Annotated in this window: 24 protein-coding genes; 7 read left to right on the top strand and 17 right to left on the bottom strand. The window is 64.0% G+C overall.

The genetic code is table 11. The features are described from left to right. Positions 1 to 109: 109 nt before the first annotated feature. The 3 genes from OKW28_RS12110 to OKW28_RS12100 all read left to right on the top strand — a co-directional run bounded on the left by OKW28_RS12110 (position 110) and on the right by OKW28_RS12100 (position 4,132). On the top strand, positions 110 to 583 hold the full coding sequence (locus OKW28_RS12110; protein ID WP_429445776.1) for a DUF2778 domain-containing protein: 474 nt from the start codon (positions 110 to 112) through the stop codon (positions 581 to 583). Then, positions 580 to 855, top strand: coding sequence for a hypothetical protein (locus tag OKW28_RS12105; protein WP_187633268.1), 276 nt, complete (start codon positions 580 to 582; stop codon positions 853 to 855). The genes OKW28_RS12110 and OKW28_RS12105 overlap by 4 nt, the downstream gene beginning before the upstream one ends. 820 nt (positions 856 to 1,675) lie before the next feature. Beyond that, the gene (locus OKW28_RS12100; RefSeq protein ID WP_429445773.1) at positions 1,676 to 4,132 is read left to right on the top strand and encodes a penicillin acylase family protein; all 2,457 of its coding nucleotides are present in this window, start codon (positions 1,676 to 1,678) and stop codon (positions 4,130 to 4,132) included. 43 nt (positions 4,133 to 4,175) lie between these two features. Here the strand turns inward: OKW28_RS12100 and OKW28_RS12095 are convergent, their stop codons facing one another. Then, positions 4,176 to 5,141, bottom strand: coding sequence for a PDR/VanB family oxidoreductase (locus OKW28_RS12095; protein ID WP_429445771.1), 966 nt, complete (start codon positions 5,139 to 5,141; stop codon positions 4,176 to 4,178). Continuing rightward, positions 5,138 to 6,223, bottom strand: coding sequence for a Rieske 2Fe-2S domain-containing protein (locus tag OKW28_RS12090; protein ID WP_429445770.1), 1,086 nt, complete (start codon positions 6,221 to 6,223; stop codon positions 5,138 to 5,140). Before OKW28_RS12090 ends, OKW28_RS12095 begins: the two co-directional genes overlap by 4 nt. 185 nt (positions 6,224 to 6,408) lie before the next feature. On the opposite strand from OKW28_RS12090, the gene OKW28_RS12085 reads away from it, so the two are divergent. Next, the gene (locus OKW28_RS12085; protein WP_429445768.1) at positions 6,409 to 6,909 is read left to right on the top strand and encodes a MarR family winged helix-turn-helix transcriptional regulator; all 501 of its coding nucleotides are present in this window, start codon (positions 6,409 to 6,411) and stop codon (positions 6,907 to 6,909) included. Positions 6,910 to 6,929: 20 nt separating this feature from the next. Here OKW28_RS12085 and OKW28_RS12080 read toward each other — a convergent pair whose 3' ends face one another. Beyond that, positions 6,930 to 7,868 (bottom strand): NADP-dependent oxidoreductase, encoded by a 939-nt coding sequence (locus OKW28_RS12080; RefSeq protein ID WP_429445766.1) that lies wholly within the window; start codon positions 7,866 to 7,868, stop codon positions 6,930 to 6,932. 240 nt (positions 7,869 to 8,108) lie between these two features. Here OKW28_RS12080 and OKW28_RS12075 point away from each other — a divergent pair, with 240 nt between their 5' ends. Both OKW28_RS12075 and OKW28_RS12070 read left to right on the top strand, forming a co-directional pair. Beyond that, the gene (locus OKW28_RS12075; RefSeq protein WP_187629707.1) at positions 8,109 to 8,342 is read left to right on the top strand and encodes a DUF2795 domain-containing protein; all 234 of its coding nucleotides are present in this window, start codon (positions 8,109 to 8,111) and stop codon (positions 8,340 to 8,342) included. A gap of 62 nt (positions 8,343 to 8,404) precedes the next feature. Then, positions 8,405 to 9,316, top strand: coding sequence for a DUF72 domain-containing protein (locus OKW28_RS12070; RefSeq protein WP_429445764.1), 912 nt, complete (start codon positions 8,405 to 8,407; stop codon positions 9,314 to 9,316). Here OKW28_RS12070 and OKW28_RS12065 read toward each other — a convergent pair. From OKW28_RS12065 to OKW28_RS12040, 6 genes are all read right to left on the bottom strand, one after another. Next, a complete protein-coding gene (locus tag OKW28_RS12065) occupies positions 9,308 to 9,970 on the bottom strand; it encodes a UdgX family uracil-DNA binding protein (protein ID WP_429445762.1) in 663 nt (220 codons plus the stop codon). The genes OKW28_RS12070 and OKW28_RS12065 overlap by 9 nt on opposite strands. A gap of 27 nt (positions 9,971 to 9,997) precedes the next feature. After that, the gene (locus OKW28_RS12060) at positions 9,998 to 10,150 is read right to left on the bottom strand and encodes a DUF6496 domain-containing protein (protein WP_018437257.1); all 153 of its coding nucleotides are present in this window, start codon (positions 10,148 to 10,150) and stop codon (positions 9,998 to 10,000) included. Positions 10,151 to 10,276: 126 nt separating this feature from the next. Beyond that, positions 10,277 to 10,960: a hypothetical protein gene (locus OKW28_RS12055; protein WP_429445760.1), complete on the bottom strand. Its 684-nt coding sequence runs from the start codon at positions 10,958 to 10,960 to the stop codon at positions 10,277 to 10,279. Then, positions 10,957 to 12,363, bottom strand: coding sequence for a selenium-binding protein SBP56-related protein (locus OKW28_RS12050; RefSeq protein ID WP_429445758.1), 1,407 nt, complete (start codon positions 12,361 to 12,363; stop codon positions 10,957 to 10,959). Before OKW28_RS12050 ends, OKW28_RS12055 begins: the two co-directional genes overlap by 4 nt. 263 nt (positions 12,364 to 12,626) lie before the next feature. After that, a complete protein-coding gene (locus OKW28_RS12045; protein WP_429445756.1) occupies positions 12,627 to 13,067 on the bottom strand; it encodes a zinc-finger-containing protein in 441 nt (146 codons plus the stop codon). 107 nt (positions 13,068 to 13,174) lie between these two features. Continuing rightward, complete coding sequence (locus OKW28_RS12040; protein WP_429445754.1) at positions 13,175 to 13,852, bottom strand: DJ-1/PfpI family protein; 678 nt, start codon at positions 13,850 to 13,852, stop codon at positions 13,175 to 13,177. A 155-nt stretch (positions 13,853 to 14,007) separates the two neighbouring features. On the opposite strand from OKW28_RS12040, the gene OKW28_RS12035 reads away from it, so the two are divergent. Continuing rightward, positions 14,008 to 14,982: a GlxA family transcriptional regulator gene (locus tag OKW28_RS12035; RefSeq protein WP_429445752.1), complete on the top strand. Its 975-nt coding sequence runs from the start codon at positions 14,008 to 14,010 to the stop codon at positions 14,980 to 14,982. A 36-nt stretch (positions 14,983 to 15,018) separates the two neighbouring features. Here OKW28_RS12035 and OKW28_RS12030 read toward each other — a convergent pair whose 3' ends face one another. The 8 genes from OKW28_RS12030 to OKW28_RS11995 form a co-directional block, all read right to left on the bottom strand. Further along, on the bottom strand, positions 15,019 to 15,579 hold the full coding sequence (locus OKW28_RS12030) for a hypothetical protein (RefSeq protein ID WP_429445750.1): 561 nt from the start codon (positions 15,577 to 15,579) through the stop codon (positions 15,019 to 15,021). A 378-nt stretch (positions 15,580 to 15,957) separates the two neighbouring features. Beyond that, a complete protein-coding gene (locus tag OKW28_RS12025) occupies positions 15,958 to 16,953 on the bottom strand; it encodes an MxaL protein (RefSeq protein WP_429445749.1) in 996 nt (331 codons plus the stop codon). Next, positions 16,950 to 17,495, bottom strand: a complete 546-nt coding sequence (locus OKW28_RS12020; RefSeq protein WP_429445747.1) for a tetratricopeptide repeat protein — start codon at positions 17,493 to 17,495, stop codon at positions 16,950 to 16,952. Before OKW28_RS12020 ends, OKW28_RS12025 begins: the two co-directional genes overlap by 4 nt. Then, on the bottom strand, positions 17,492 to 18,478 hold the full coding sequence (locus OKW28_RS12015; RefSeq protein ID WP_090809112.1) for a vWA domain-containing protein: 987 nt from the start codon (positions 18,476 to 18,478) through the stop codon (positions 17,492 to 17,494). Before OKW28_RS12015 ends, OKW28_RS12020 begins: the two co-directional genes overlap by 4 nt. Continuing rightward, complete coding sequence (locus OKW28_RS12010) at positions 18,475 to 19,398, bottom strand: calcium incorporation protein MxaA (protein WP_429445746.1); 924 nt, start codon at positions 19,396 to 19,398, stop codon at positions 18,475 to 18,477. Before OKW28_RS12010 ends, OKW28_RS12015 begins: the two co-directional genes overlap by 4 nt. Next, positions 19,395 to 20,294, bottom strand: a complete 900-nt coding sequence (locus tag OKW28_RS12005) for a DUF58 domain-containing protein (RefSeq protein WP_429445745.1) — start codon at positions 20,292 to 20,294, stop codon at positions 19,395 to 19,397. Before OKW28_RS12005 ends, OKW28_RS12010 begins: the two co-directional genes overlap by 4 nt. A 20-nt stretch (positions 20,295 to 20,314) precedes the next feature. Continuing rightward, complete coding sequence (locus tag OKW28_RS12000) at positions 20,315 to 21,337, bottom strand: AAA family ATPase (RefSeq protein WP_429445743.1); 1,023 nt, start codon at positions 21,335 to 21,337, stop codon at positions 20,315 to 20,317. 257 nt (positions 21,338 to 21,594) lie between these two features. Next, positions 21,595 to 22,599, bottom strand: coding sequence for a LysR family transcriptional regulator (locus tag OKW28_RS11995; protein ID WP_429445742.1), 1,005 nt, complete (start codon positions 22,597 to 22,599; stop codon positions 21,595 to 21,597). Position 22,600 lies beyond the last annotated feature (1 nt).

The raw sequence follows: 22,600 nt of genomic DNA, 5'->3' as shown, positions 1-22,600 counted from the left end.
AGATTTTATTTTGTTATTGGTCTTCTCAAAATAAATGGCCTTTAAAATGCGCGCTCGGCACAACTTGACTATCTATTAGTTCACTGTTATCGGTCGATCTGGAGGACTGATGTTTCAATGCTCGTTCGAATTGAATGGCAAGCCAATGAGCGAATTTCGGATTGGCGCGCTATCGTTTCCTGCATACTCTGGACAAGGGAGTTATATCAATAAAGCGGCGGGAATGTGTACGCCGACGTATGGTGCTATCCCCGTGGGCAGGTATTACATTTTTGACAGAAGGTCCGGAGGCGCTCTCGGCCGGTGGAAAGATCGGCTTAATCTGAATGGCAATAACAAGAGCGAATGGTTCGCGCTGTACGCTATCGACGGCGATATTGACGATGACAAACTCTTATGCGACGGCATCATTCGTGGCCGATTCCGATTGCATCCTAAGGGACGATTGGGGAAAAGCGAGGGCTGCATAACTATCGACCAACTCGCAGACTGGCATCATATACGTTCTATATTTACCAACACGCCGAAAGTATCCGTGCCTGGATCGGAACTTAAAGCGTACGGTGAAGTGATTGTGAGATGAAAAAATTCCTCATCTGCCTCTCGGTCGGCTTGAACTTACTGTTCGCAATCGTTGTCAATGCGCTGTGGTGGATGATGTATCCAGAAGCGCCGTTGAACTTTTCGAATCCGATATGGAAATGGGCGGTTCGCATGTACGGGGTCACGACGGCATATCAGGAATCCGACTTGGCGTTCTTCATGTCGTCGGCCGCTATCGTGCTAGGGTTCGCCGCAGTCGTGCTGGTTTTCCGATGGAGCATGAAGCGCGGTCAGCGAAAAGTTGGCGACTAGCCATCTCCGGTGGAAATAGTCGCTGCGTCAGCATCAAAAGATTCGCCCGAAGCCCGCCGCCCAGCGGGCTTCGCTCGGCTAGCCCTCTCGCACGTCCGGTCGCGCAGTTCTGAAAAACGTGTCGTGCCATTGCCGGCGCCCAGCGCTTTCGACAAGGCTTCTTGCGCTCGTCGACTGTGAACATTCCGCTTTCGACAAGGCTTCTTGCGCTCGTCGACTGTGAACATTCTTCAGGGTAGTTTTGCCTTGACACGGTCCCACCATGACGGCGGTAGCTCGATTTCTCCATCCTCGCTCGCCGCCGATGTGTCATATATCAGATAGTCGTCGGTCCATAAAAGCCTGATTCGCCCGGGATATCGATAGACTCGCTCGGCAAGCAACTCCTTCGGAGCAGTCCGGTAGAGCCTCAAGGCAATGCGGTCGCGGGGCGGGTATGCATAGCAGGCGATGTATTTCCCGTCATCCGATCTCTGATCATGAAAAGTGGCTTCTGTCATTTGCTTGACCGCGGTTCAATAGCCGAGCGCCGCCAGCGCGAGAATCACAGTCAGGGTGACGATCATCAGCCTGGCGGGAACCGACCGCGATGTCTTGATCTTGCAGACAAAAATTTCATTAGGCACGGTATAGCTTCTCGCTTTAGATTCAACGTTCGTCAATGACCTATGACCGGAATGCAGCACCACTGCTTCTAGCCACACGACATTAATAGCTAACTGACGGTTCGAAAGAAATCAGAGCACGCCTAAACGGCGATGATTCACAATCTTCTTCGCACGCTCGTCACCGCTCAACGTTCGCCCAACCACAAAAAGCCATGCGTTCGAACGTCTCTCTGCTCCGCCGCCTCGCCGCCCTGCTGATCGCCCTGCCCGTCGCCGCCGCTCTGCAAAGCTGCGCGAGCCCCGATGCGGACGACGTCGCGCACACCGGCCCGTATCGCGCCGATATCCGCCGCACCGCGCTCGGCATTCCGCACATCAACGCCGACAACTGGGGCAGCCTCGGCTACGGATACGGCTACGCGCAGGCGCAAGACAATCTGTGCACGATGGCCGAAAGCTTCGTCACCTATCGCGGCGAACGCTCGCGCTTCTTCGGCGCCGACGCGCGGCCCACGCTCGGCGCGACGTTCGGCCAGCCCAACAATCTCAATTCGGATTTCTTCTTCCGTTTCATCGTCGACGATGCGACCGTCGCGCGTTACCGCAAAAGCCAGACCGACGACATGCGCGCGTTGATCGACGGCTTCGTCGCCGGCTTTAACCGGTACGTCGCCGATCTCGCGCATGGGGATTTCCCGGGCGCGCATGCGGCCTGCCGCGCTGCTCCGTGGCTCGGCAAGATCAGCAACGCGGACTTGTACCGGCGTCAGATCGCGGCGAATCTGGCCGGTGGCGAGGCGCGCTTCGTCAACGCGATCGCGACCGCGCAACCGCCCCAGCCGATGCCGGTGCCGCCGCAAAGCGCGTTGCACGACGACGCCCCCGTCGATCCACCGCTCGCCGAATTCGGCGGCCATGCGGGCATCGGCAGCAACGCTCTCGCGTTCGGCGCGGACGCGACGCACACCGGCAGCGCGCTGCTGCTCGGCAATCCGCACTGGTTCTGGACCGGCCCCGATCGCTTCTACCAGGCTCAACTCACTATTCCTGGCAAGCTGAACGTCAGCGGCGTGTCGTTTCTCGGCGTACCGCTGATCATGATCGGCTTCAACGACAACGTCGCCTGGACCCATACCGTCTCCACCGCGAAGCGCTTCGGCCTCTTCAAGCTGACGCTCGAACCTGGCGCGCCAACCCGGTATCAGGTCGACGGCGACAGCGAAGCGATGACGCCGACGCGCGTGAACATCGAGGTACGCGCCGCCGACGGTTCGCTGCATACCGTGTCGCGCACGCTGTATCGTTCGCGCTTCGGACCGCTGGTCAATCTCGGCACGATGTCGCCCGCGCTCGCGTGGAATGCGCAGCAGGCGTTCGCGCTGCGCGATATCAATGCCGACAACTTCCGCGTGTTCGAAAACTTCCGCGCATGGAATCAGGCGGCCTCGCTCGACGATTTCATCGCCATCCAGAAGAAGAACGCGGCGGTGCCGTGGGTCAACACGCTCGCGATCGGCCATGACGATCCGCGCGTCTGGTACGCGGATATCGGCGCGACCCCGGACGTGCCCGACGAACTCACGCAGCGTTGCACGCCGCCGGTCGGCCGGGCACTGGCGCAGGTCATGCCCGGCGTGCCGGTCCTCGACGGTTCGCGCAGCGACTGCGACTGGCGCGACGAGGCCGGCGCGGTGCAGCATCATGCGTTGCCGGTCGCGCAGATGCCGTCGCTGCTTCGGCGCGACTATGTCGGCAATTTCAACGACAGTTACTGGCTCAGCAACCCGGCCGCACCGATGACCGGCTATGCGAAGATCATCGGTGCGACCGCGACGCCGCAGACGCTGCGCACGCGACTGGGCCATACGATCGCGGCGCAATTGCAGAGCGATCCGCATGGCGTTTCCGCCGATACACTCGGCCACGCCGCGCTCGACAGCCGCTCGATGTCGGCGTTGCTGTTCAAGTCACCCGTGCTTGACCGTCTGTGCGGCAGCGACGCGCTCGCGGCCCTGCCGGCCGGCCCGAACGCCGACCAGCAGCGCGCGGCGTGCAAGGTACTCGCCGCATGGGACGATACGGCCGCGGCCGACGCAGTGGGGGCAACCTTGTGGGACGAACTGTGGCGACGTCTGCTGACGATACCGCCCGCGCAGCTATACGCGGTACCGTTCGATCCCGCGAAGCCGTTGACCACACCCGCGGGCATCGCCGCCGATCCGGCGCTGCTCACCGCCGCGCTGCATGACGCGCTCGCGGCACTGCAACGCGCCGGCATCGCGATCGATGCACCGCGCAGCGCGGCGCTCTACGTGCAACGCAACGACGAGCGCATTGCGCTATTCGGGGGTTGCGACGCGGGCGGCTATTTCACCTCGGCGTGTGCCGCGCATCCCTTCGATGCGAGCGGCTATTCGATGAACGTAAAGCCAATGGGCGACACCTATCTGCAGATAGTGTCGTTCGCCGGCGCTCAGGTGATCGCGCGCACGCTGCTCGCACCGTCAGAATCGGATGACCCGGCGTCGCCGCACTATGCCGACGGGACGCGCGACTACGCGGCCCAACGCTGGGCGATTATTCCGTTCTCCGAAGAAGCGATTGCGCACGATCCGGCGTTGAGTGTGCGCACGGTAAGTTCGTCGGATTCTGAGGGAAAAGCGCAATAAATAAGCGGTACAACGGGCATCAGGCCCGTCGTACCGCGGAAAATCACAGATCGAGCACCAGCAGCGGCGATTTCGCGCGCGAGCAGCACGGCAGGAACTGATCGTTTGCCGCGCGTTCCTCATCGGTCAGATACGAATCCAGATGATCCGGCTCACCGGACAGCACCCGCGTCAAACAGGTACCGCACACGCCCTGCTCGCACGACGTGATCACTTCGACGCCATGCGCGGCCAGCGCCTGCACGACCGTGCATTCGGGCGGCACGTCGATGGTCGCGCCGCTGCTCGCGATGCGCACCTGGAAGCTGCCGCCCGTCGCCTCCTGATTCGCGGCCGCGCCGAAGAACTCGTAGTGCAGCCTGTTTTCCGGCCAGCCCTTCGCACGCGCGGTCTCGAGCACGAACTCCATGAAGCCGCGCGGACCGCAGACATACAGGTGGGTGCAGGCCGGCGCATCGCTGAGCGTCTGCTCGATATCGAACGTCGAGCCGCCCGGTTGGTCATCGTGATGAAGCTGGACCGACTTCGCGAAGCCAGCTTGTGCAAGACGCTCGACGAACGCCGTGCGTTCCTTCGAGCGCGTGCAGTAGTGCATGCCGAACGAAGCCCCCGTGGCGGCAAGCCGCTCGGCCATGCAAAGAATCGGCGTGACGCCGATCCCGCCCGCGAGCAGCAGATGATGAGCCGCATCGTCAGCGAGCGCGAAATGATTGCGCGGCGCGCTGATCTGCAGGCGATCGCCTTCGCGGACCAGATCGTGCACCGCTTTCGATCCGCCGCGTCCCCCTTCGTCGCGCAGCACCGCGATCAGATAGCGATGCGTTTCGCGCGGATCGTTGCACAACGAGTACTGACGCACGAGCCCGTTTGGCAAACGCACGTCGACGTGCGAGCCGGCGTCGAAGGCCGGCAACGCCTGACCGGTTTCGCTCGCGAGTTCGAAGCTCGCGATACCGAGCGCTTCGTCGCGCCGGCGCGAGACCACCACATTCAGCACGGGATGATTCATGTCGCCGTCCGCACGGGAATGACGCGCGTCACTTCAGCCTGCGGCGCGCCCGTCTCCGCGCGTTCCTGCGCGACGAGCCGATCGATCACGCGGCGGGACATCACGCCGCCCGCATCGATATTGAGCTTCAGCAGATTGCGCTCGGGCCAGCGCAACAGGTTCTGCTGCTGACGTTCGAGCATCTCCAGATCTTCACTGAAGATCTTGCCCTGCCCTTCGCGGATACTCGCGGTCAGCGCCGCATCGTCGGGACGGAAATTGCGCGCCATGCCCCAGAAATACCAGATCGACGTTTCCGTTTCCGGCGTGATGAAATCCACCACGATCGACGACGCTTTCTTGTCGGCCGGCGCGTGATAGCCACCATGCCCGGCATGCGCGACGCCCACCTCGATCAGCACGTGACTCGGCGGCGTGAAGTGGCAGATCTGCCAACGGTCGACGGGCACGTCGTCGGCGAGGCCATTGCCGCGCAACGCCATCTTCCAGAACGGCGGCGCCGCGACGTTTTCCATGAAACGGCTCGTGCGCACGGTATCGCCTTCGGCCACGGTTTTCGGCGCGGCTTCGTCGATCTCCCTTTGCCCGATGCTGTTCGCGTGCACATAGGTCTCGTGCGTCAGATCCATCAGGTTGTCGATCATCAGCCGGTAATCGCAACGGATGTGATAAAGACCGCCGCCGTACGCCCATTCGGCACTCTCGGCCCACTCCAGATGATGCAGCTTGGCGGCATCGGCTTGCGCCGCATCGCCGGGCCACACCCAGACGAAGCCATAGCGCTCGATCACTGGATAGCTGCGAATCGATGGAAAGCCGTTGACGCGTTGCCCCGGCATGCCGGTCGCCTTGCCCTGACAGCCCATTTCGAGGCCGTGATAGCCGCACACGAGCGTGCCATCGCGCACGGAACCGAGCGACAGCGGCGCGCCGCGATGCGGACAGAAGTCTTCGAGCGCCACCACGGCGCCTTCCGCGTTGCGATAGAAAACCATCGGCTCGCCGCAGATCTGCCGGCCGAGCGGCTTATCCGCGACTTCATCGGGCATACATGCGACGTACCACGCATTCTTGGGAAACATGTCAGTCTCACTCCCTGGATTATTCATCGATTGCATTCAGCCTACTCATTGAGATTCAGTATACTCAATGCGTCTTTAATGATTAAATGAAGGTTTTCCCCTAGACGAACTTTCAATCAGGTAACACGAACGCCGGTTCGCCATTTCCATTCGCAACGAAAAGGCGCGAGGTCTTCAGAACTAATATGGTCACTTCAACCGATACCAGCACTTCCGCGATCAGCATCGATCTGTACGACCAGCCCGGCCATTTGATCCGACGCGCGCATCAGATTTCCGTGTCCATGTTTCATGATCTGATCGGACGCGAGGTGACGCCCGTTCAGTATGCGGTGCTCAGAATGCTGCAGGAATTGCCCGGACTCGATCAGGTCACGCTCGCGCAGCGAGTCGGCCTCGACACGTCGACCACCGCCGATATCGCGGTACGGCTCGAAGCGAAAGGTTGGATCGTGCGCGAAGTTCTGCCGCGCCGCCAGCGTCGTCTATTGCTGACGCCGGCTGGAGAGCAGTTGCTCGACGAATTGATCCCCGGCGTCAACGCGCTCAATCACGGCCTGCTCGACGGGATGGGAGACGAGGATGCGCGAGAGCTATTGAGACTGTTGAGAAAGTTCGTGCATTTGAATAACGATCAGAGCCGCGCGCCCCTGCGCAGCGCGAGCGACGACACGAATCCGAACTAGCAGACAGCGCGCTCTCCCTACTACGACGCCACCTCCACCACGATCTTGCCGCGCACGTGACCTTTCGCGAGCCGCTCCAGCGCCTTGGCCGTCGCATCGAACGCAAACCGTTCGGCGACCACGACGCGCACGCTGCCCTTGTCGAGCAACGACGCGATCTCCGTCAATTGCCGGCCGTCGGGTCGCGCGGTATAACGCGTGGCCCGTGCGCCATGGCTCGACGCCTCGGTTTGCGACGGCTCGTTGAGCGTCGAGATCAGCGCGCCACCGGACGCGACGGCCGACCACGAGCGGCGCTGCGTATCGCCGCCGATCAGATCGAACACGAGGTCGATGTCGCGCGCGACGTCTTCGAAGCGCTGCGCGTGATAGTCGATCACGCGATCCGCACCGAGCGAGCGCACGAACTCGATGCCGTCGCCGGACGCCGTAGCGTACACTTGCGCGCCCTTTTGCTTGGCGAACTGCACGGCGAAATGTCCAACGCCGCCCGCGCCCGCATGGATCAGCACGCGGCCGCCCGCTTCGAGGCAGCCGTGATCGAACAGGCCCTGCCATGCGGTCAACGCGGCGAGCGGCACGGCGCCCGCGGACCCCACATCCAGTTTTTCCGGCGCATGCGCTAGCGCGCTCGCGGGCACGACGACGAATTCCGCGTACGCACCCTGTCCCTGGCCAACGAAGCCATACACCTGCTCGCCCGCGCGCCATTGCCCGACGCCCTCGCCGACCCGTTCGACCACTCCGGAAAAATCGCGCCCCAGCGTATAGGGCAGCTTCTCTTCGCGAATCAACGGGTACTGGCCCGAGCGCGTCTTCAGGTCCACCGGATTGGCGCTGGCCGCGCGCACGCGCACCAGCACCTGGCCGGCGCCAGGCTCGGGGATCTCGATCTTCTCGGCCTTGAACACCTCGGGACCGCCGAAGCGGTGAATGCGATATGCGAGCATCGTGCTCATGATGGCCTTCTCCTCGAAAGGTCCTGTGTCAGCAGCGCTACCTTGCGGGCTGCGCGCAAGCCGCGTTCCTCATCGCTGGGTTCTTTTTCATCCGCACGACGTGCGCGACGGGCACGCGTGCTGCTCGTGTGGACGTGACGGCCGTGTCCGGGTGATCACGACCACCGCGCGCCGAGGCACGACATATGCGACAGGTACCGGTAGGCGCGCAGTCGTGATGTACTCATTCAAGGAGGAACCATGTCACAGCACCCCGCCCATTCCCAGGATCACCGCCACCCCGGTCAGCCGAATCCCGCTGACGTCGAAAAAGCACTCAGTGGTGTGAATTACCCGACCACACGCGAAAAGCTGGTCGCGCAGGCGCGCAAAAATCACGCGAATACCGACATCGTCGATCTGGTCGACCGTCTGCCCGATCACAATTTCGACAGCCCGGCCGCGGTGGCGAAGCAAATCGCGCGTATTCAATGACGCTGCGATCCGTCGAGTCGGAGCCGGACTCCGAACGTCATTCCGCCGGACCCGACGCGCGAATGAAGAAAACCGGCGATGTGCGTATCGGCATTTCCGGCTGGCGCTACCAAGGTTGGCGCGGCAGCTTTTACCCAGAGGATCTCAAACATGCAGCGCAATTACAGTACGCGTCGGCGCTATTCGGCACGATCGAAATCAACGGCACGCATTACAGCCTTCAATCGCTCGATAGCTGGCAGCGTTGGTACGCGCAAACGCCTGACGGCTTCGTGTTTGGCATCAAAGGCGCGCGCTATCTGACTCATATGCTGCGGTTTCGCGATGCGAGCGCACGTGTCGGCATCGCGAACTTCTTCGCGCAGGGGCTACTCGCGTTGAACGAAAAGCTTGGTCCGATCCTATGGCAATTTCCGCCGTCGTTCCGATTCGAGCCCGAGGCAATGGAGCGCTTTCTGAGCGTGTTGCCGTCCGACATCGCGAGCGCATCGGCGCTGGCGAAGCACCATGATGCGCGTGTCAAGACGCCTTATGTCGACATCGATCGCAAGCGGAAGTTGCGTCACGCGGTCGAAGTGCGCCACGCGAGCTTTGTCGATCCGGCGTTCGTGACCTTGCTTCGGCAATACGGGGTCGCGCTCGTCGTTTCAGATTCCACCGAACCGTGGCCCGTCGCCGAAGATCTGACGGCGGACTTCGTCTATATTCGCCTGCACGGCAGCGAAGCCAAATACTCGGGTTCGTATGGGGACGACGCTCTGCAACGATGGGCCGAGCGAATCGATGCATGGCGCGGCGGCTCGCAACCGGCCGACGCGCGATTGATCGCGCCGCAACTCCGGCCGCCTCGCCGAGCCGCGCGAGACGTCTACTGCTACTTCGACAACGATGTAAAAGCTCGGGCGCCGTTCGACGCACAACGATTGATGAAAGGCCTCGGATTACGAGCGACGCACGCGCCGGCGTCATCCTGAGCGCTTGCCGCCGTGGGCCAGCTTCTGTGCGGTGCGCAACGCTGCGACGATGCGTTCGTACACCTCGCGACGCGTTTCAGGGTCCGGCGCGCGCAGCGCAAACGACGGATGGTACGTCGCGACCACGCGTTGCTCGCCGCGCTCGAGCGTTTTGTCGAACGCGTCCTGCAAGCGCGCGTGCGAGTCGTGAACAACCGCTTTCAACGCGGTCGCGCCCAGTGCCACGACCACGCGCACATGCGGCATGTCGAGTTCCTGCTCCAGCCAGTAGCCGCAAGCATCCACTTCACGCTGAGCGGGCGTTTTGTGCAAGCGACGCTTGCCTCGCGCGATCCACTTGAAATGCTTGACGGCGTTCGTCACGTAGACGTCGTTACGCTTGACGCCCGCTTCTTCGAGCGCGCTGTCGAGCAACGCGCCGGCGGGCCCGACGAAGGGCTTGCCCTGCAGATCTTCCATGTCGCCGGGTTGCTCGCCGACCAGCACGATCGACGCATGCCGCTGCCCTTCGCCGGGCACGGCCTGAGTCGCATTGCGCCAGAGCGCGCAACGGCGGCAATCGTCGAGCTTCGCCGGATGCTGATCGGGTTCGACATCCGCTGGCTCCGATTGCGGGTCGTCATGCGCGCGCTTTTTCTGCGGCCTGTCGGTCATGGGTACGACCGCGCGTGCTGAAGCAGCTCATTTCTCACTCTTCTTCGGAATCTTCGCGCCCGACTTGCGCGCCTGATTCAACGCGATCGCGACAGCCTGCTTGTGCGGCTTGCCATGCTTCGACTCGGTCTTGATGTTGTGCGACACGGTCTCTTTCGATGTACCTTTCTTCAGCGGCATGATCTTCTCCGGGTGTAGATGACAAGAGGAAAAATCAGGACCCGCACGGAATGGCGTCCCTGCACCGAAGCTACGCAGCATATGCTGTGCCCGGGAGCCTCGTAGGCCGGATCGGCCGCGTCGAAATCAACCGGAAACGCCCGCTGCCACCGCGTTCAACGCCAGCGACACGCCCCCCACCAGAATCAGACTCGACGCCCACACCGCATCGAGATTGAACCAGCTGCGCGACACGAACCTGAGCCCGAGGTAGCGATAAACGAGCCATGCGAGCACGCCGCCGGCCATCGTCATCGCGGCCGCATGCACCGCGGAGACCGACAGCGCCATGCGCAGACTCGCTTCGATCAGCGTTTGGGCGGCTTGGTGCGCGCTGTCCATTGCGTCTGCGCGGCACAGACCGAGGTAGATCGGCACCAGCATCAAGCCAGCGCCGTGCGCGATCGCCACCGCGAACGACCAGAGCGCGAGCCGCGACGGCGGAATTCTCGCCAGTACGCGCGGATGGCGCCGGCGCATCAGCAACACCAGACCGAAGCCGATCACCAGCACGCTGGCGCCGATCTGCATCTGACGCTGCCACGCGAGCACACCGGCCAGCATCGCGAACGGCAGCATCATCAGCAATATGGCGAGCGCGTGCCCCGCCGCGAGATAAAGAAGCGCTACGACCAGCGCTTGCGAGCGCCGCTGCATCAGCGCGTTCGACACCGCGAGCGGCCACCCCATCGCCGGATTGAGTCCGTGATACACACCGCTCGCGAGGACGGCCAGCCACAGTGCCGCTTGCGGCGACACCGCGCCGCTCAAACGCCCACCGAGGGATAGCAGAACGAATCGGTCGAGCAGTCGCCGCCTTCGAGGCGAATCTGGTGCGCGCGATAGCCGGTGGCAAACTCGACGAAGTAATCTTCGGCGAGCTCGAGACCGCCATTGGGGTCCGCATGCGCCATGACTTGCACGCCGGGCACACCATCCGGGTAGAACTGGTCGTCCCACGTCGAATAGAGCGAGTTGGTCCAGTAGATGCGCTTGCTGTCGCGACTGATCTCGACCATCTGCGGGCCGCCGGCGAAAGCCTTGCCGTTCGGATGCGGTGTGCAACGTTCGATTCCACCGATGTGCACCGAGCCCGTCAATTTCGGCTTGCGCGGTTCGCTCACGTCGTACTGGCGCATCTCACCGGTGCCCCAGCAGGAGACGTAGAGGAATTTATCGTCGATCGAAAGATCGATGTCGGTGACGAGCGGCGGCACCGCGCCGAAACCTTGCAGCAGCGGCGGCAATTCGTCGGCATGAGCGGGCTCCGGTGGAATGGTCGCGGTCTTTTCGATGTGGAAGTGGCCGCCTTCGCGCCACCAGGTCCAGATCGACCCTTCCAGATTCGTCGTATCGACCACGACGCCGATAAAGCCGTACTCGCGGCTCGGGTCGTGCGCGGGCCGCACTTCGAGCGCCATCTGATGATTCGCGCCGAGATCGAGCGTCTGCACGTTGCGCCTCGCGCGGAGATCCCAGAAGTGCACGCGGTGGCCGTATTTGTTTGCGAGCAGGTCTTCGGGCACGATGCCGTTTTCGAATTGCGGGGGCAGCGCCCATTCGGTCGACACCATGTAGTCGCGCGGCAGATTCCACCAGAAGTCGTAATGCTTTTCCTGCGCGCCACGCTCGATTTCCCAGCGGCCCAGCACTTCGAATGTTTGGCAGTCCATGATGAAGATTCCGGGCGGCCCGTCGGTGCCGTCCTTGCCCCCACCGCCGAGCGTGCTCACGTAGATGCCCTCCGGTCCGCAATGCACGGTGTGCGGGCGCGAATAGCCGGTCTTGCGGAAAATTTCCTCCGGCTCGATGATCTTGTGAATCTTCGCCTGGGTCGGATGCGGCTTCGTATCGACGATATAGATGCGCGACGAGCGCATGCCCGGAATGATCAGATAGCGACGTTCCAGAAACGCGTGGCCTGTCAACGGCGACAACGCGGACGAACACGCGTTCCAGCCAAAGTGATGGAATTCGTCGCCCTTGTTCGGCACCGGCACCGCGTGGACCACCTGGCTATAAGTCGGCGAACCGGGCTTCACGTCGATCACGGCGAGCGCGTCGGGCTGCGAGGAGTCCGGACTTAGCAGCACCGTGTACGCGTATTCTTCCGCCGGCGCATCCATCGCGAGCTTCGGCGATGCATGAAAGGTAGGATCGGGGCGCATTCCCATGACGGCACTCTCCCTGTCGTTCTGAACGGTTCTGAACGGAAGCCCGGCCCGCCAAAAATCGAGCCAGCGCGTAACTTTAGTTTGTAGTTCACGATAGCGACGGACGCAACCGCAAATATGCACCCGAACGCAGGTTCGATCCGACTGCCGGGCCGCATCGCACGAGAGCTGCCAATTTGGTGGGGGTGAAGAGGCGCGGGGAAGGCGGTATGGCGGGGTGGTATTGGAGGAATGAAGGATGCTAGCCGCTTGGGGATATCACGCTATCTCGCACGCCGAGCCTCGACAAAGGCCTCGACATAACGCAGCGCCTGTTCGCACTGCTCGGGCGTGAACGCGTGAATGCTCGCCGGAACCGGATCGAAGCCAAGCTCGGTCGCGACCCACCGGATCGCTTTCGAGCGGGCTTCGAACGCGTTGACACCATCGCGGCGCACCTTCCCGGCAACGAGCGGTTCGAGCGCATCGTGCAGCTTGCTCTTCGACTCGCGCAACGTCGCGTCGGCGAGGCGGCCCAGCGGCAGGTTGTGTTTGCTGCGCGAATAAATGCCGATCCACGCCTGACATGCGGTGCAGATCCACAGCGGCCCTTGATCGCTGCGATAGGGGTAGGACTCGTCGCCGTAACGCGCGAGCAACGCACGGTTGCCGCAGTAGTCGCATGACGGCTGCGGCAGTGCCTTGACGGGCTTGCCTACGCGCATGGGGAGTGCCCCGGGGAAAATTCGCCGTACTTCATCGCATCAATCGGACTGGCGGAAACGGGTAGAGCCACACAGTTTAATGGAATGGCCGTACCCGCATGCAAAACTTAGCCTCTCTCCGCGATCTCCATCACTACCCGGCGCCGCGCGGCCAGGCCTTCCGCCGACCGTCGCCGGACCAGTTCCACCAACGCTTGCGGCGCCAACGCCGGATCGCCCGCGTCGAACGGCGGGGCTGGCGCGTATTCGAGTTCGAGCTGGATCGCCTGCGCCTCTTCTACGCCCGCCAGTTCGGCCGCGACGGTCAACCCGAAATCGATGCCCGCCGTCACGCCGCCGCCGGTAATCAGATTGCCATCGCGGACCACACGCGCATGTGTCGGTATCGCGCCGAGCGGTTCAAGCAGCGAGTGAAACGCCCAGTGAGTCGTCGCGCGCCGCCCGCGCAGCAAGCCGGCCGCGCCAAGCAGCAACGCGCCGGTGCAGACCGACGTCACGTAGCGCGCGCTGGCGGCCTGTCGGCAAACGAAGTCGATCGTTTGCTCGTCTTGCAACAGGTCGGTCACGCCGCTTCCGCCTGGCACACAGATCACGTCGAGCGGCGGGCAGCTTTCGTAGGTCGTGCTCGGCGTCAGCACGAGCCCGTTACTCGACACCACGGGCTCCCGTGTCTTCCAGATCAGATGCATCGTGGCGCCCGGCAACGATGCAAGTACGTCGTGCGGGCCAGTCAGATCGAGTTGCTGTACTTTCGGAAACACCAGAAAACCGATTTGCAGGTTCATAGGGATACCTTATTCAGGGAGTCGAAACACGTGATCCGCCGCGTCTTCCAGGTGGACGGATTGATTCTATGCGCGTAGGCTTTGGCAAGACTGCTATAAACCCCAGTTTTTCTGCCACGCGCGCGCTCTCTCTCACAGCCCCTATTACACACGACATGTCCAGCGCTCCCCCCTCCATCGTGCTGCTCGCCTTCCCCAACATGCAACTGCTCGACGTCAGCGGTCCGCTGCAGGTATTTGCGTCCGCCAATGAACTCGTCGCGCAGCGTGGGCTCGACGAACTCTACTCACCCCGCGTCGTGGCAGCCGAAGCCGGGCCCGTCACGTCGTCGTCGGGACTTGCGGTACTCGCCGGTTCGCTACGCTCGGTGAAAGCGCGGGTCGATACGCTGATCGTTCCGGGCGGCTGGGGGATTCGTCAGGCATCGGCCGATCAGCGTCTGATCCGCTGGACGCAGCGCCATGCGCCGCATTGCAGACGCGTCGCCTCGGTCTGCTCGGGTGCGTTCCTGCTCGCCGAGGCGGGACTGCTCGACGGCCGCCGCGTCGCCACGCATTGGGGGCGTTGCGACGAACTCGCGCAGGCGTATCCGCAACTGCGCGTCGAAGCCGATCCAATCTTTATTCGCGACGGGGCTATCTGGACATCGGCGGGCGTCACCGCCGGCATCGACCTCGCGCTGGCCATGCTCGAAGAAGATCACGGACGCGCATTGGCGCTCGATGTCGCGCGCGAGCTCGTCGTGTTTCTGAAGCGGCCGGGGGGTCAGTCGCAGTTCAGCGCGATGCTGTCGCTGCAACATGCCGACGACCGTTTCGGCGAATTGCATGCATGGATGACGTCGCATCTCGCATCCGACCTGTCGGTACCCGCGCTCGCGCGAAGGCTTCATATGAGCGAGCGCAGCTTCATGCGCCACTACAAGGCGCATGCGGGCCGCACGCCGGCCCGCGCGGTCGAGCAGTTGCGCATCGAAGCGGCACAGCGCTTGCTAAGCGAGACATCCTGGTCGATCAAACGAATCGCGGCGCGGTGTGGATTCGGCAGCGAGGAAACGATGCGATGCAGCTTCGTGCGTCAGCTGCGCGTGGCGCCGCAGGTGTATCGCGAGCGCTTTTCGTCGACGTGACTCGTCGACGTGACATGCGCGGCCGTCCGACATCACTCAGTAGCGACGTTTGACGATCAGCGTCGCGCCCGTATCGTGAGAATGCAGAATCGCGACGCGCGCGGTGCCGGAGAACACCCAGTCGTCGATCGTCAAGGACAAGCGTCGCTGCGGTGACGCGCCAATCGACAACACTGAACTGTTCATCTGAACGATGGACAATTGCGGCGCGGTAGATGGACCCAGTTGCAAAGGATTCGAAGCATTTTGCGCGGCAGGTTTTGCACCCGGTTCGGACACCGGTGCGAACTCCGGTCCGGACGACACCAATGCCTTCGCCGTGCCGAGCTGGACATCGCGCGTCACGTCCACACTATAGTAATTCTCCATTTGCGCGAAGAACGGCTTGCCCTGATCCCCGTGATACTCCATCGCATAGCGCTGCTGCTCGAAGTAGCGCCGAGGCTCGGGAATCGGCGGCACGACTTCGACGGGCGACGCGACGATGTTGGCGACCATCATCGCTTGCGGCACATCGCCAAAGGGGCCGCCCGCAAACGCGTAGCCGCTCATCAAGACGAGTACCGCTCCGACAATCCTCTCGTTTTGGCACGTCATCGCATGCCTCCGGTGAAGGAATTGAAATGTCACATGACATGGCGCTCCCGTCGAACCGAGCGCCTTGCAGCGTCGCTTGCATTCAGACATTGTAGTCAGTCATTGGCGTACTGCTAGGTCAAAGTGTGAGGTATCTCGCGTGTGTGGCGAGCGCATGCGCCTTCGCGACTCAGCGCTGGAGTCGACGTCGAAGTGGACCGATTGAGAATGATTCCTGGCAACGCTCTCCGGCCTCGAAGACCGGCAAAAGCTTCTGGCGCAAGCCTCGTGAGTCGGTCGATCCCGGCAACTCTTGCGAGGTTTCGCAAGCAACTACGCGGCTCGATTGGATACCTGCACCTTCAACCGTTGCGGCGCCAACGGTCGCGCTCGCGTGAGTCAGTCGACTCGTGTCGGCCGGCTATTGAATGCCGGCGCGATGAGCAATACGATCGTTCGAATGCGCTTTCGCCAGGCGCGCGGCCATGCGAGAACGGCATCCGGCATGAAGCGCGCGACGAGCAGCAGCAACGCGAGCAGCGCTGGACACCAGCGCAGATCGGTCGGCACCGGTTCGCGGCGAGCGAAGCGCGCATCGAGCAGCGCATCGCCGAACGACGTCACGTTCAGCAGGCGCCGGTAGTCGAGGCCAGTCTGCCCCGCCACCGACGCAAGGTACTCGCCGCGCAATTCGGACAACTCCTCGTGCGTTTGCGCCTCGACACCGGAGCCTGGCGTCGGCGGCACCTGGATCACGTCGTCGGCCTGCCAGTAGCCGATCCGGTTACCGTTGGCGTCGGTCTTCGGAATGGCCGCGGGCTGGTCGCCGCCGACGCCTATCAGCCAGCCCCTGATTCGCGCGGCATTGATGCCCTCCATCAGCGGGCGCGACGCCGATACCGGCGGCGCCTCCTGACCATCGGTGACGAACGCGATGGCCGCGCCGCCGCCGACCTCCTGCGCGACCCGCACGGCCGAATACACACCGCCCTCGGCAATGCGGCTCCAGTTGGTCCAGCGCATGCGCCCGTCGATGCCCTCGAGCGACACCAGCAGCGCGTCGTAGTTGCCACAGACTTCGACCGGCGCCATCAGCAGCAACACCCGCTGCCCCGTGAACACGCTCCAGCCGACCTTCGAGCCGCACGGCAAGCGCCCGAGCGCGTCGCGCATCGCGGCCTGCGCGAATTTGAGCCGGCTGACCGGAGCGCCGTCGAGCACCACGTCCTCGACGTCCATGCTTTGCGTGATATCGAACGTCACGATGTAGTTGAACGTGTTGCGCGGCAAAGTGACATCCGGCATCGCAACCGCCGCGATCAATGCGACGAGCGCGAGCGGCGTCAACGCGTGACGCCATCTTGCGAAGCCGCGCTCGCGCGAGACGCCGCTCATGGCAAGTCCTGACTCTGCGGGTCACGCAGCTTGACGTTGTGCTGCTCTTTCACATCGGGCCCGGCGAGCGCGGACGGCGTTTCCGGCGCAAGCCACAGCGCGCGCTCGAGGTTGTAGCGCGCGTCCCAATCGTCGGGCGCCGCGCGCAGCGCGAGCCGGTAGCGCGCCTTGGCCTCACCGATCATCGCGAGAGACCTGACCGTCTGCGCCGTGTCGCCGCTGCCTTCGCGCAGGTACAGGTTGCCGAGATCGAACAGCGCCGCGCGGCCGACTTCGTCAGTCGGGCCGCCCTCGGGGATCAGACCGTTATAGAGCCGCGCCGCCGCGTCATACGCGCCCGCTTTCGACAGCGTTATCGCGCGGGCCAGTTGAACCTCGCGCGCGTCGTCGCCGGCAGCCTGGTCGCGCGAAGCGGCGTTCGTCGCGAGAATGGCCTGATCGACGCGCTCCGCGTGCTGCAGACGAACGAAGCCATACGCGGCCCACGCGGCGCAACAGATCGCCACGGTGCCGAACAGCGTATGGATCAGCGTGCGCTTCATGCCCAGCTCCTGACCTGCAACTGGTGCAGCAGCACCAGCAGCGCCGAACAGAACAGCGCGAGCGCGAAACAGTACAGACTCAGGTCCTGGCGAGGCAGATGCTCGACGAACGTCGTCGTCGCGTTCTGCTGCCGGTTGATCTCCGCGATCGCCGCCATCATCGCCTTCGGGTCTTCGGCCTGAAACAGCCTATACGGTGTCCTGAGCGTCAGAAAGAAGCGATGCAGCTGCGCTTCGGCCGAGGTTCCGCTGACGGGCTGCGTCGCGTTCAGATCGGGACTGAAGACGCTGCTGCGCAAGTAGATGAAGTACAGGGCGATCCGGTTGCGTCGCAGTCCCGCCTCGATGCGCCGTTGCATCGTTTCGTCGAGCAACGCGCCGCCATCGGAGACGAGCACGATCGCGCGGCGGCCCGACGACAGGCGCCCGTCGAACTGCGCGATCGCCGCGAGCATGCCGCGATCGAGCTCGGTGTCCGGCATGCCACGGCCAATCGCCGTCGCCGCGACAGCGGCCTCGATCACGCGATGGTTGTACGTGAACGGCATCGCCAGCACGGGGTTGGTGCCGAACATCATGAACGCGAGCCGGTCGTTGGGCCGCTGCTCGACGAAGCGCGTCAACGCGGCGCGCGCCACGTGGTTCTTGGAGTCGCCGCGCGGCGCCTCGACGCCCTTGCTGCCCATCGGCTCGTCCATGCTCGCGCTGCGGTCCATCAGGATCAGGATCTGCGCGCCGCTGCCGGTGCGCAGCACCTGCAACTGCGAGCGCCCCGGCCCCGCCAGCCCGACGACGATCGCGGCGATCGCCAGTGCCGCGCCGCCGCGTACGAGCCAGCCGGCCGCGCGCCCGAGATCGTCGGCGGGCAGCCACGCGACGCTCGAAAACACCAGCGTGTCGCTGCGTCGCCGCAGCAGCGGCAGCGCGGCGAGCGGCAGCAGCACCAGCATCCACGGCAGAGCGAAATCGAGGCTCATGGTCATCGCTGATGGCGCCTCTCCGCCCGATACAACGCACGGCACAGCGCGTGCAACGAAAGCTCGCCGGGATTCCCGACGGCCTTCGGCGCCGGTGTGAAAAAGCGCTCGGACGACGCCAGATAGAAACGTTCGAGCTGCGCGCGCAGCGGTTGCAGATAGGGCGCGCGCGCGAGCAACGCGGATAGCGAAGCCGCATGCACGACCTGGCCGGCGGTTTCGTTCAGTGCGCGATGCAGGCAGACCCACGCATCGTTCGATGAAGCAGCGGGCGCCTCCGGCAGCCGTTGCATCTGCCGCCATGCACGCGCGAACGGCAGCCGTGCCGCCTCGCGTCGGTTGCGCGCCCGCCACCAGCTCGCCCACGCGAGCAGGGTCACGAGCAGCAGGCCGAGCGCCCACGCGATCTGCCGACGCCAGCCGGCCGTGCCCAGCATGGGCGCCTGACGATCGGGCCGCAGCGGCTGCAAATCCCCTGCGGCGAACGCGGTTTGCGGCGTCAACGGTCCGATGCTCGCCGGCCATTCGGCGACCTGCAATTGCGTGCCCGCTGCCGACGTCAACGTCAACGCGGGCAACGTGATCTGCGTGAGCGTCTGCGGCGCGTTGACGACCTGATACGCGATCACCATCCACTTGCGGCCGTTGGCATCGGTTTCGAGCGTCACGGGCCGGCGTTCGAGCCACACGCCCGTGCGTCCGACCGAAGGCGGCGTGACCGCGCCGATGTCCCGATCGTTGGCCTCCAGCAGCACGCGCTGCGTCAGCACATCGCCGAGCACATAGCCGAACGCGCGCGGCTCCTGAACAAGCGCGGTCACCGCGGCGGCGCTGGCCGTCGCGCTCGCGGCGCCGCAGAGCGACGCGATCAGCATATGCAGCGCCGCCCGACGAGCGACGCCACCGCGCACACCGCGCGCGCTCATACCGTCATCTCCAGAAAGTAGCGCGACATCGCTTCCGGATCGAACGCGCCTTCGACATAGAACGGCCGGATGCCGCGCGCGCCGAACCCCGCGGCGAGTTCGTCGCGACGGCGCGCGACGCCTTCGCGCCAGCGCTCGCGCACATCGCGGGAAAGCCACACGCGACGCTCCTCGCCGGACTCCGCATCGTTGACGGCCAGCAGCGACGCGTGGTGCGGCGGCGTGATCTCGGCCGCGTCCCACACGACCATCGGCACCACGCACGCATGCACCAGCATGTCGAGTACCGACGACAGTCGCGCGAGCGGCCAGTGGAAATCGGACACGACGAACACGAGCGCCTGGCGTCCAGCGATACGGATCGCGCAACGCCGCAATCCTTCCACGGCCGCGCGTCCGGCCTGACGTTCTGCCTGACCATTCGCCTGACGATCAGCCGTTTCACCGGCGCGTTCGCGCAGCATGCTCGCGAGCAGCGAGCCGGTGCCTCGCCCCGTGCGCGCCGGCATGAACAGATCGTCGCGTTCGCCGCCATCGAAGGCCAGCATGCCGAGCCGGTCGCCGACCCGGAACGCGCTATGGCCGAGCGCTTCGACGAAATCGGCGGCGACCTCCAGCTTCGTTTTACGGCTGCCGAACCGCATCGACGCCGATACGTCGACGATCACGAACACCGGCACCGCGACGCGCTGCAAATGCACGCGCACGAGCCACTCGTCGCGCGCCGCGCGCAAGCTCGCGCGCAGATCGAGCCGGCGCGGGTCCGGGTAGTCGAACAACCGGCCGTGCATCGCGAACTGCTGACCCGAGCCGAAGCTCGAGCCCGGATGCGAGCCGGGCCGCGCGCCGGCCGCGCGCATCGGCAGACGGTAGTGGAATTCCGCGGTGTCGTTCATCGTGGTGCGCGCGCCGCCGGTCAGCGAGGCACGGCGACGTTCGCGACGATCCGCGCGATCAGCGCCTCGGCCAGCTCCTGGCGGCGTAGCTCGTAGATCGGCGTGAAGAACACGCGATGCCCCAGCGCCGGCAGCAGCACTTCGTGAATGTCCTCCGGAAGCAGATGCGTGCGTCCCGCGAGCCACGCGACCACGCGCGCCGCCCGCAGCAGCGCGCTCATGCCGCGCGGACTTGCGCCCGCGAGAATCAGCTGCTCCATGTCGACGCCGTCGAGCGCAATGCCGAAGCGCGCCGGCGTTTCCGTCGCCAGCCAGATGTCGTGCACGTAGCGCTCGATCGTCTCGCTCGCCTGCACGCCCTGCTGGATCGCCGCGCCGATCCGGTTCAACTGCTCCCACGGCACGGTCGACGGAGTCAGCTGCGCGAGCAGGCCGTCGACGTCGTGGAACCTCGTGTCGAAGACGAGGCTGCGCCGCGCCTCCTCGTCGGCCGGCGTCGGCATGTTCAGCTCGAACAGGAAGCGGTCGCGCGCCGCCGACGCGAGCTCGAAGGTCTCTTCCTTCTCGACCTTGTTGCGGTCGGCGTATACGGTCATGTGCGGAAAGCGGTGCTCGCGGTCGAACGCCCACACGGAACGTTCGGCCATCGCGCGCAACAGCAGCGATTGCACCTGCGGACGCGCGCGATTGATCTCGTTGAAGAAGAAGGTGGTCAGCTGCTCGCCGTGGCGCAGCAACGGGCCCGGTTCGATGCGCGGCTTGCCGTCGGCATCGACGTAGGTGTGATAGACGAGGTCGCCCGGCATCAGATCGATCGTCCCTTCGACGCGCTCGAAATCGCCGCCGACCACGCGCGCGAACGCCCGCAACACGGTCGTCTTGCCGACCCCGACGCCGCCTTCGAGCAGCACGTGGCCGCGTGCGAACAACGCGACGTTGATGAGCCTCAGCGTTTGCTGCTGACCGACGACGACTCTCGCGACTTCGTTTTCGATCTGCCGGGCGTGAGAACGCCAATCCTGGAGCTGCTCGCCAGAAACCATCGCTGCGATCCCCTTCCGTGGTGGCTGGCGTTTATTTGCACGACGCTGGAACGTCGACGCGCGCTTCAAGCGCTCGCCAGCCTTCCGTTCAAGCATGGTTTATGCCGATCGTGCGCAAGGGACCCAAGAGTTAAATCGAATGCGAAAAGTTGGCAGCCTGTCACGACAGCCGGGTACAGACTGTGCCATCGACGCTGCCTGGGACGCGTCGTTCACCAGCAAGCCGACGAGCGCAGTCGCGCAACGCGCGCATGACGCTACCGCTCCGCGCCGACCGGCGGTTTCGCAAACACCCCTGCAAACTGCGCATATTCCTGCTCCAGATGCACCGCCGCATGCTCGAGCAGAAACTGCCGGAACATCATGCTGGTCGGCGAAAGCTGCTTCGTGCGCAGGTGCACGACCTGCCACGTGCGTTCGATCGGCGTGCCGTTCACGTCGAGCAGCGCGATCTCGCCGGTGCGCAACTCCAGCTGCAACGTATGCAGCGAGATCAGACTCACGCCCATGCCCGCCATCACCGCCTGCTTGATCGTTTCGTTGCTGCCGAGCGTGACGGTTTTCGCGGGTGTGAACAGATGCTGCCGGAACATCGCCTCGGCGGCCATGCGCGTACCCGAGCCCGGCTCGCGCAGCAGGAAGGTGTCGCGGTGCAACTCCTGCAGATCGAAGCGGCGCGCGCCGCACAGCGGATGATCGAGCGGCGCGATCACCACCTGAGGATGACTCGCGAGCGGCTCGGCCGTCGTATCGAGTTCAGGCGGCGGGCGGCCCATGATCGCGAGATCGATCGCGTTGTCCTGCAACAGACGCAGCAACGCATCGCGATTGCCGACCGAGAAGTGCACGTCGACCTTCGGGTATAGATGCGAGTACATCGCCAGCAGTTTCGGCGCGAAGTAGGTCGCCGAACTGACGATGCCCACGTTGATCGAGCCGCTGTCGGCCTGCTTCAGCGACATCATCGCGTCTTCGGTGTCCTTGATTTCGCCGAGAATGCGGCTCGCGTGATGGGTCAGCACCTCGCCCGCTTCGGTCAGCGCGAGCTTGCGCGCGATGCGCTCGAATAGCCGCAGGCCGACCGCCTCTTCGAGCTGATGAATCTGCATCGACACCGCCGGCTGCGTCAGATGCAGCTCCTCGGCCGCGCGCGCGAAACTCGTATAGCGGCTCGCGACGACGAAAATCTGCAACTGCCGCAGGGTCAGCGTGCGAACGAAATTCAGCTTGACCCGGTTCGTCGCGAAACTCGCGTTCTGCATT

The sequence above is a fragment of the Paraburkholderia sp. 40 genome (assembly GCF_050434105.1).
In the GTDB taxonomy this organism is placed as follows: domain Bacteria; phylum Pseudomonadota; class Gammaproteobacteria; order Burkholderiales; family Burkholderiaceae; genus Paraburkholderia; species Paraburkholderia tuberum.
The sequence above is the reverse complement of the archived record's forward strand: the minus strand, read 5'-3'. Positions and strand labels throughout refer to the sequence as shown.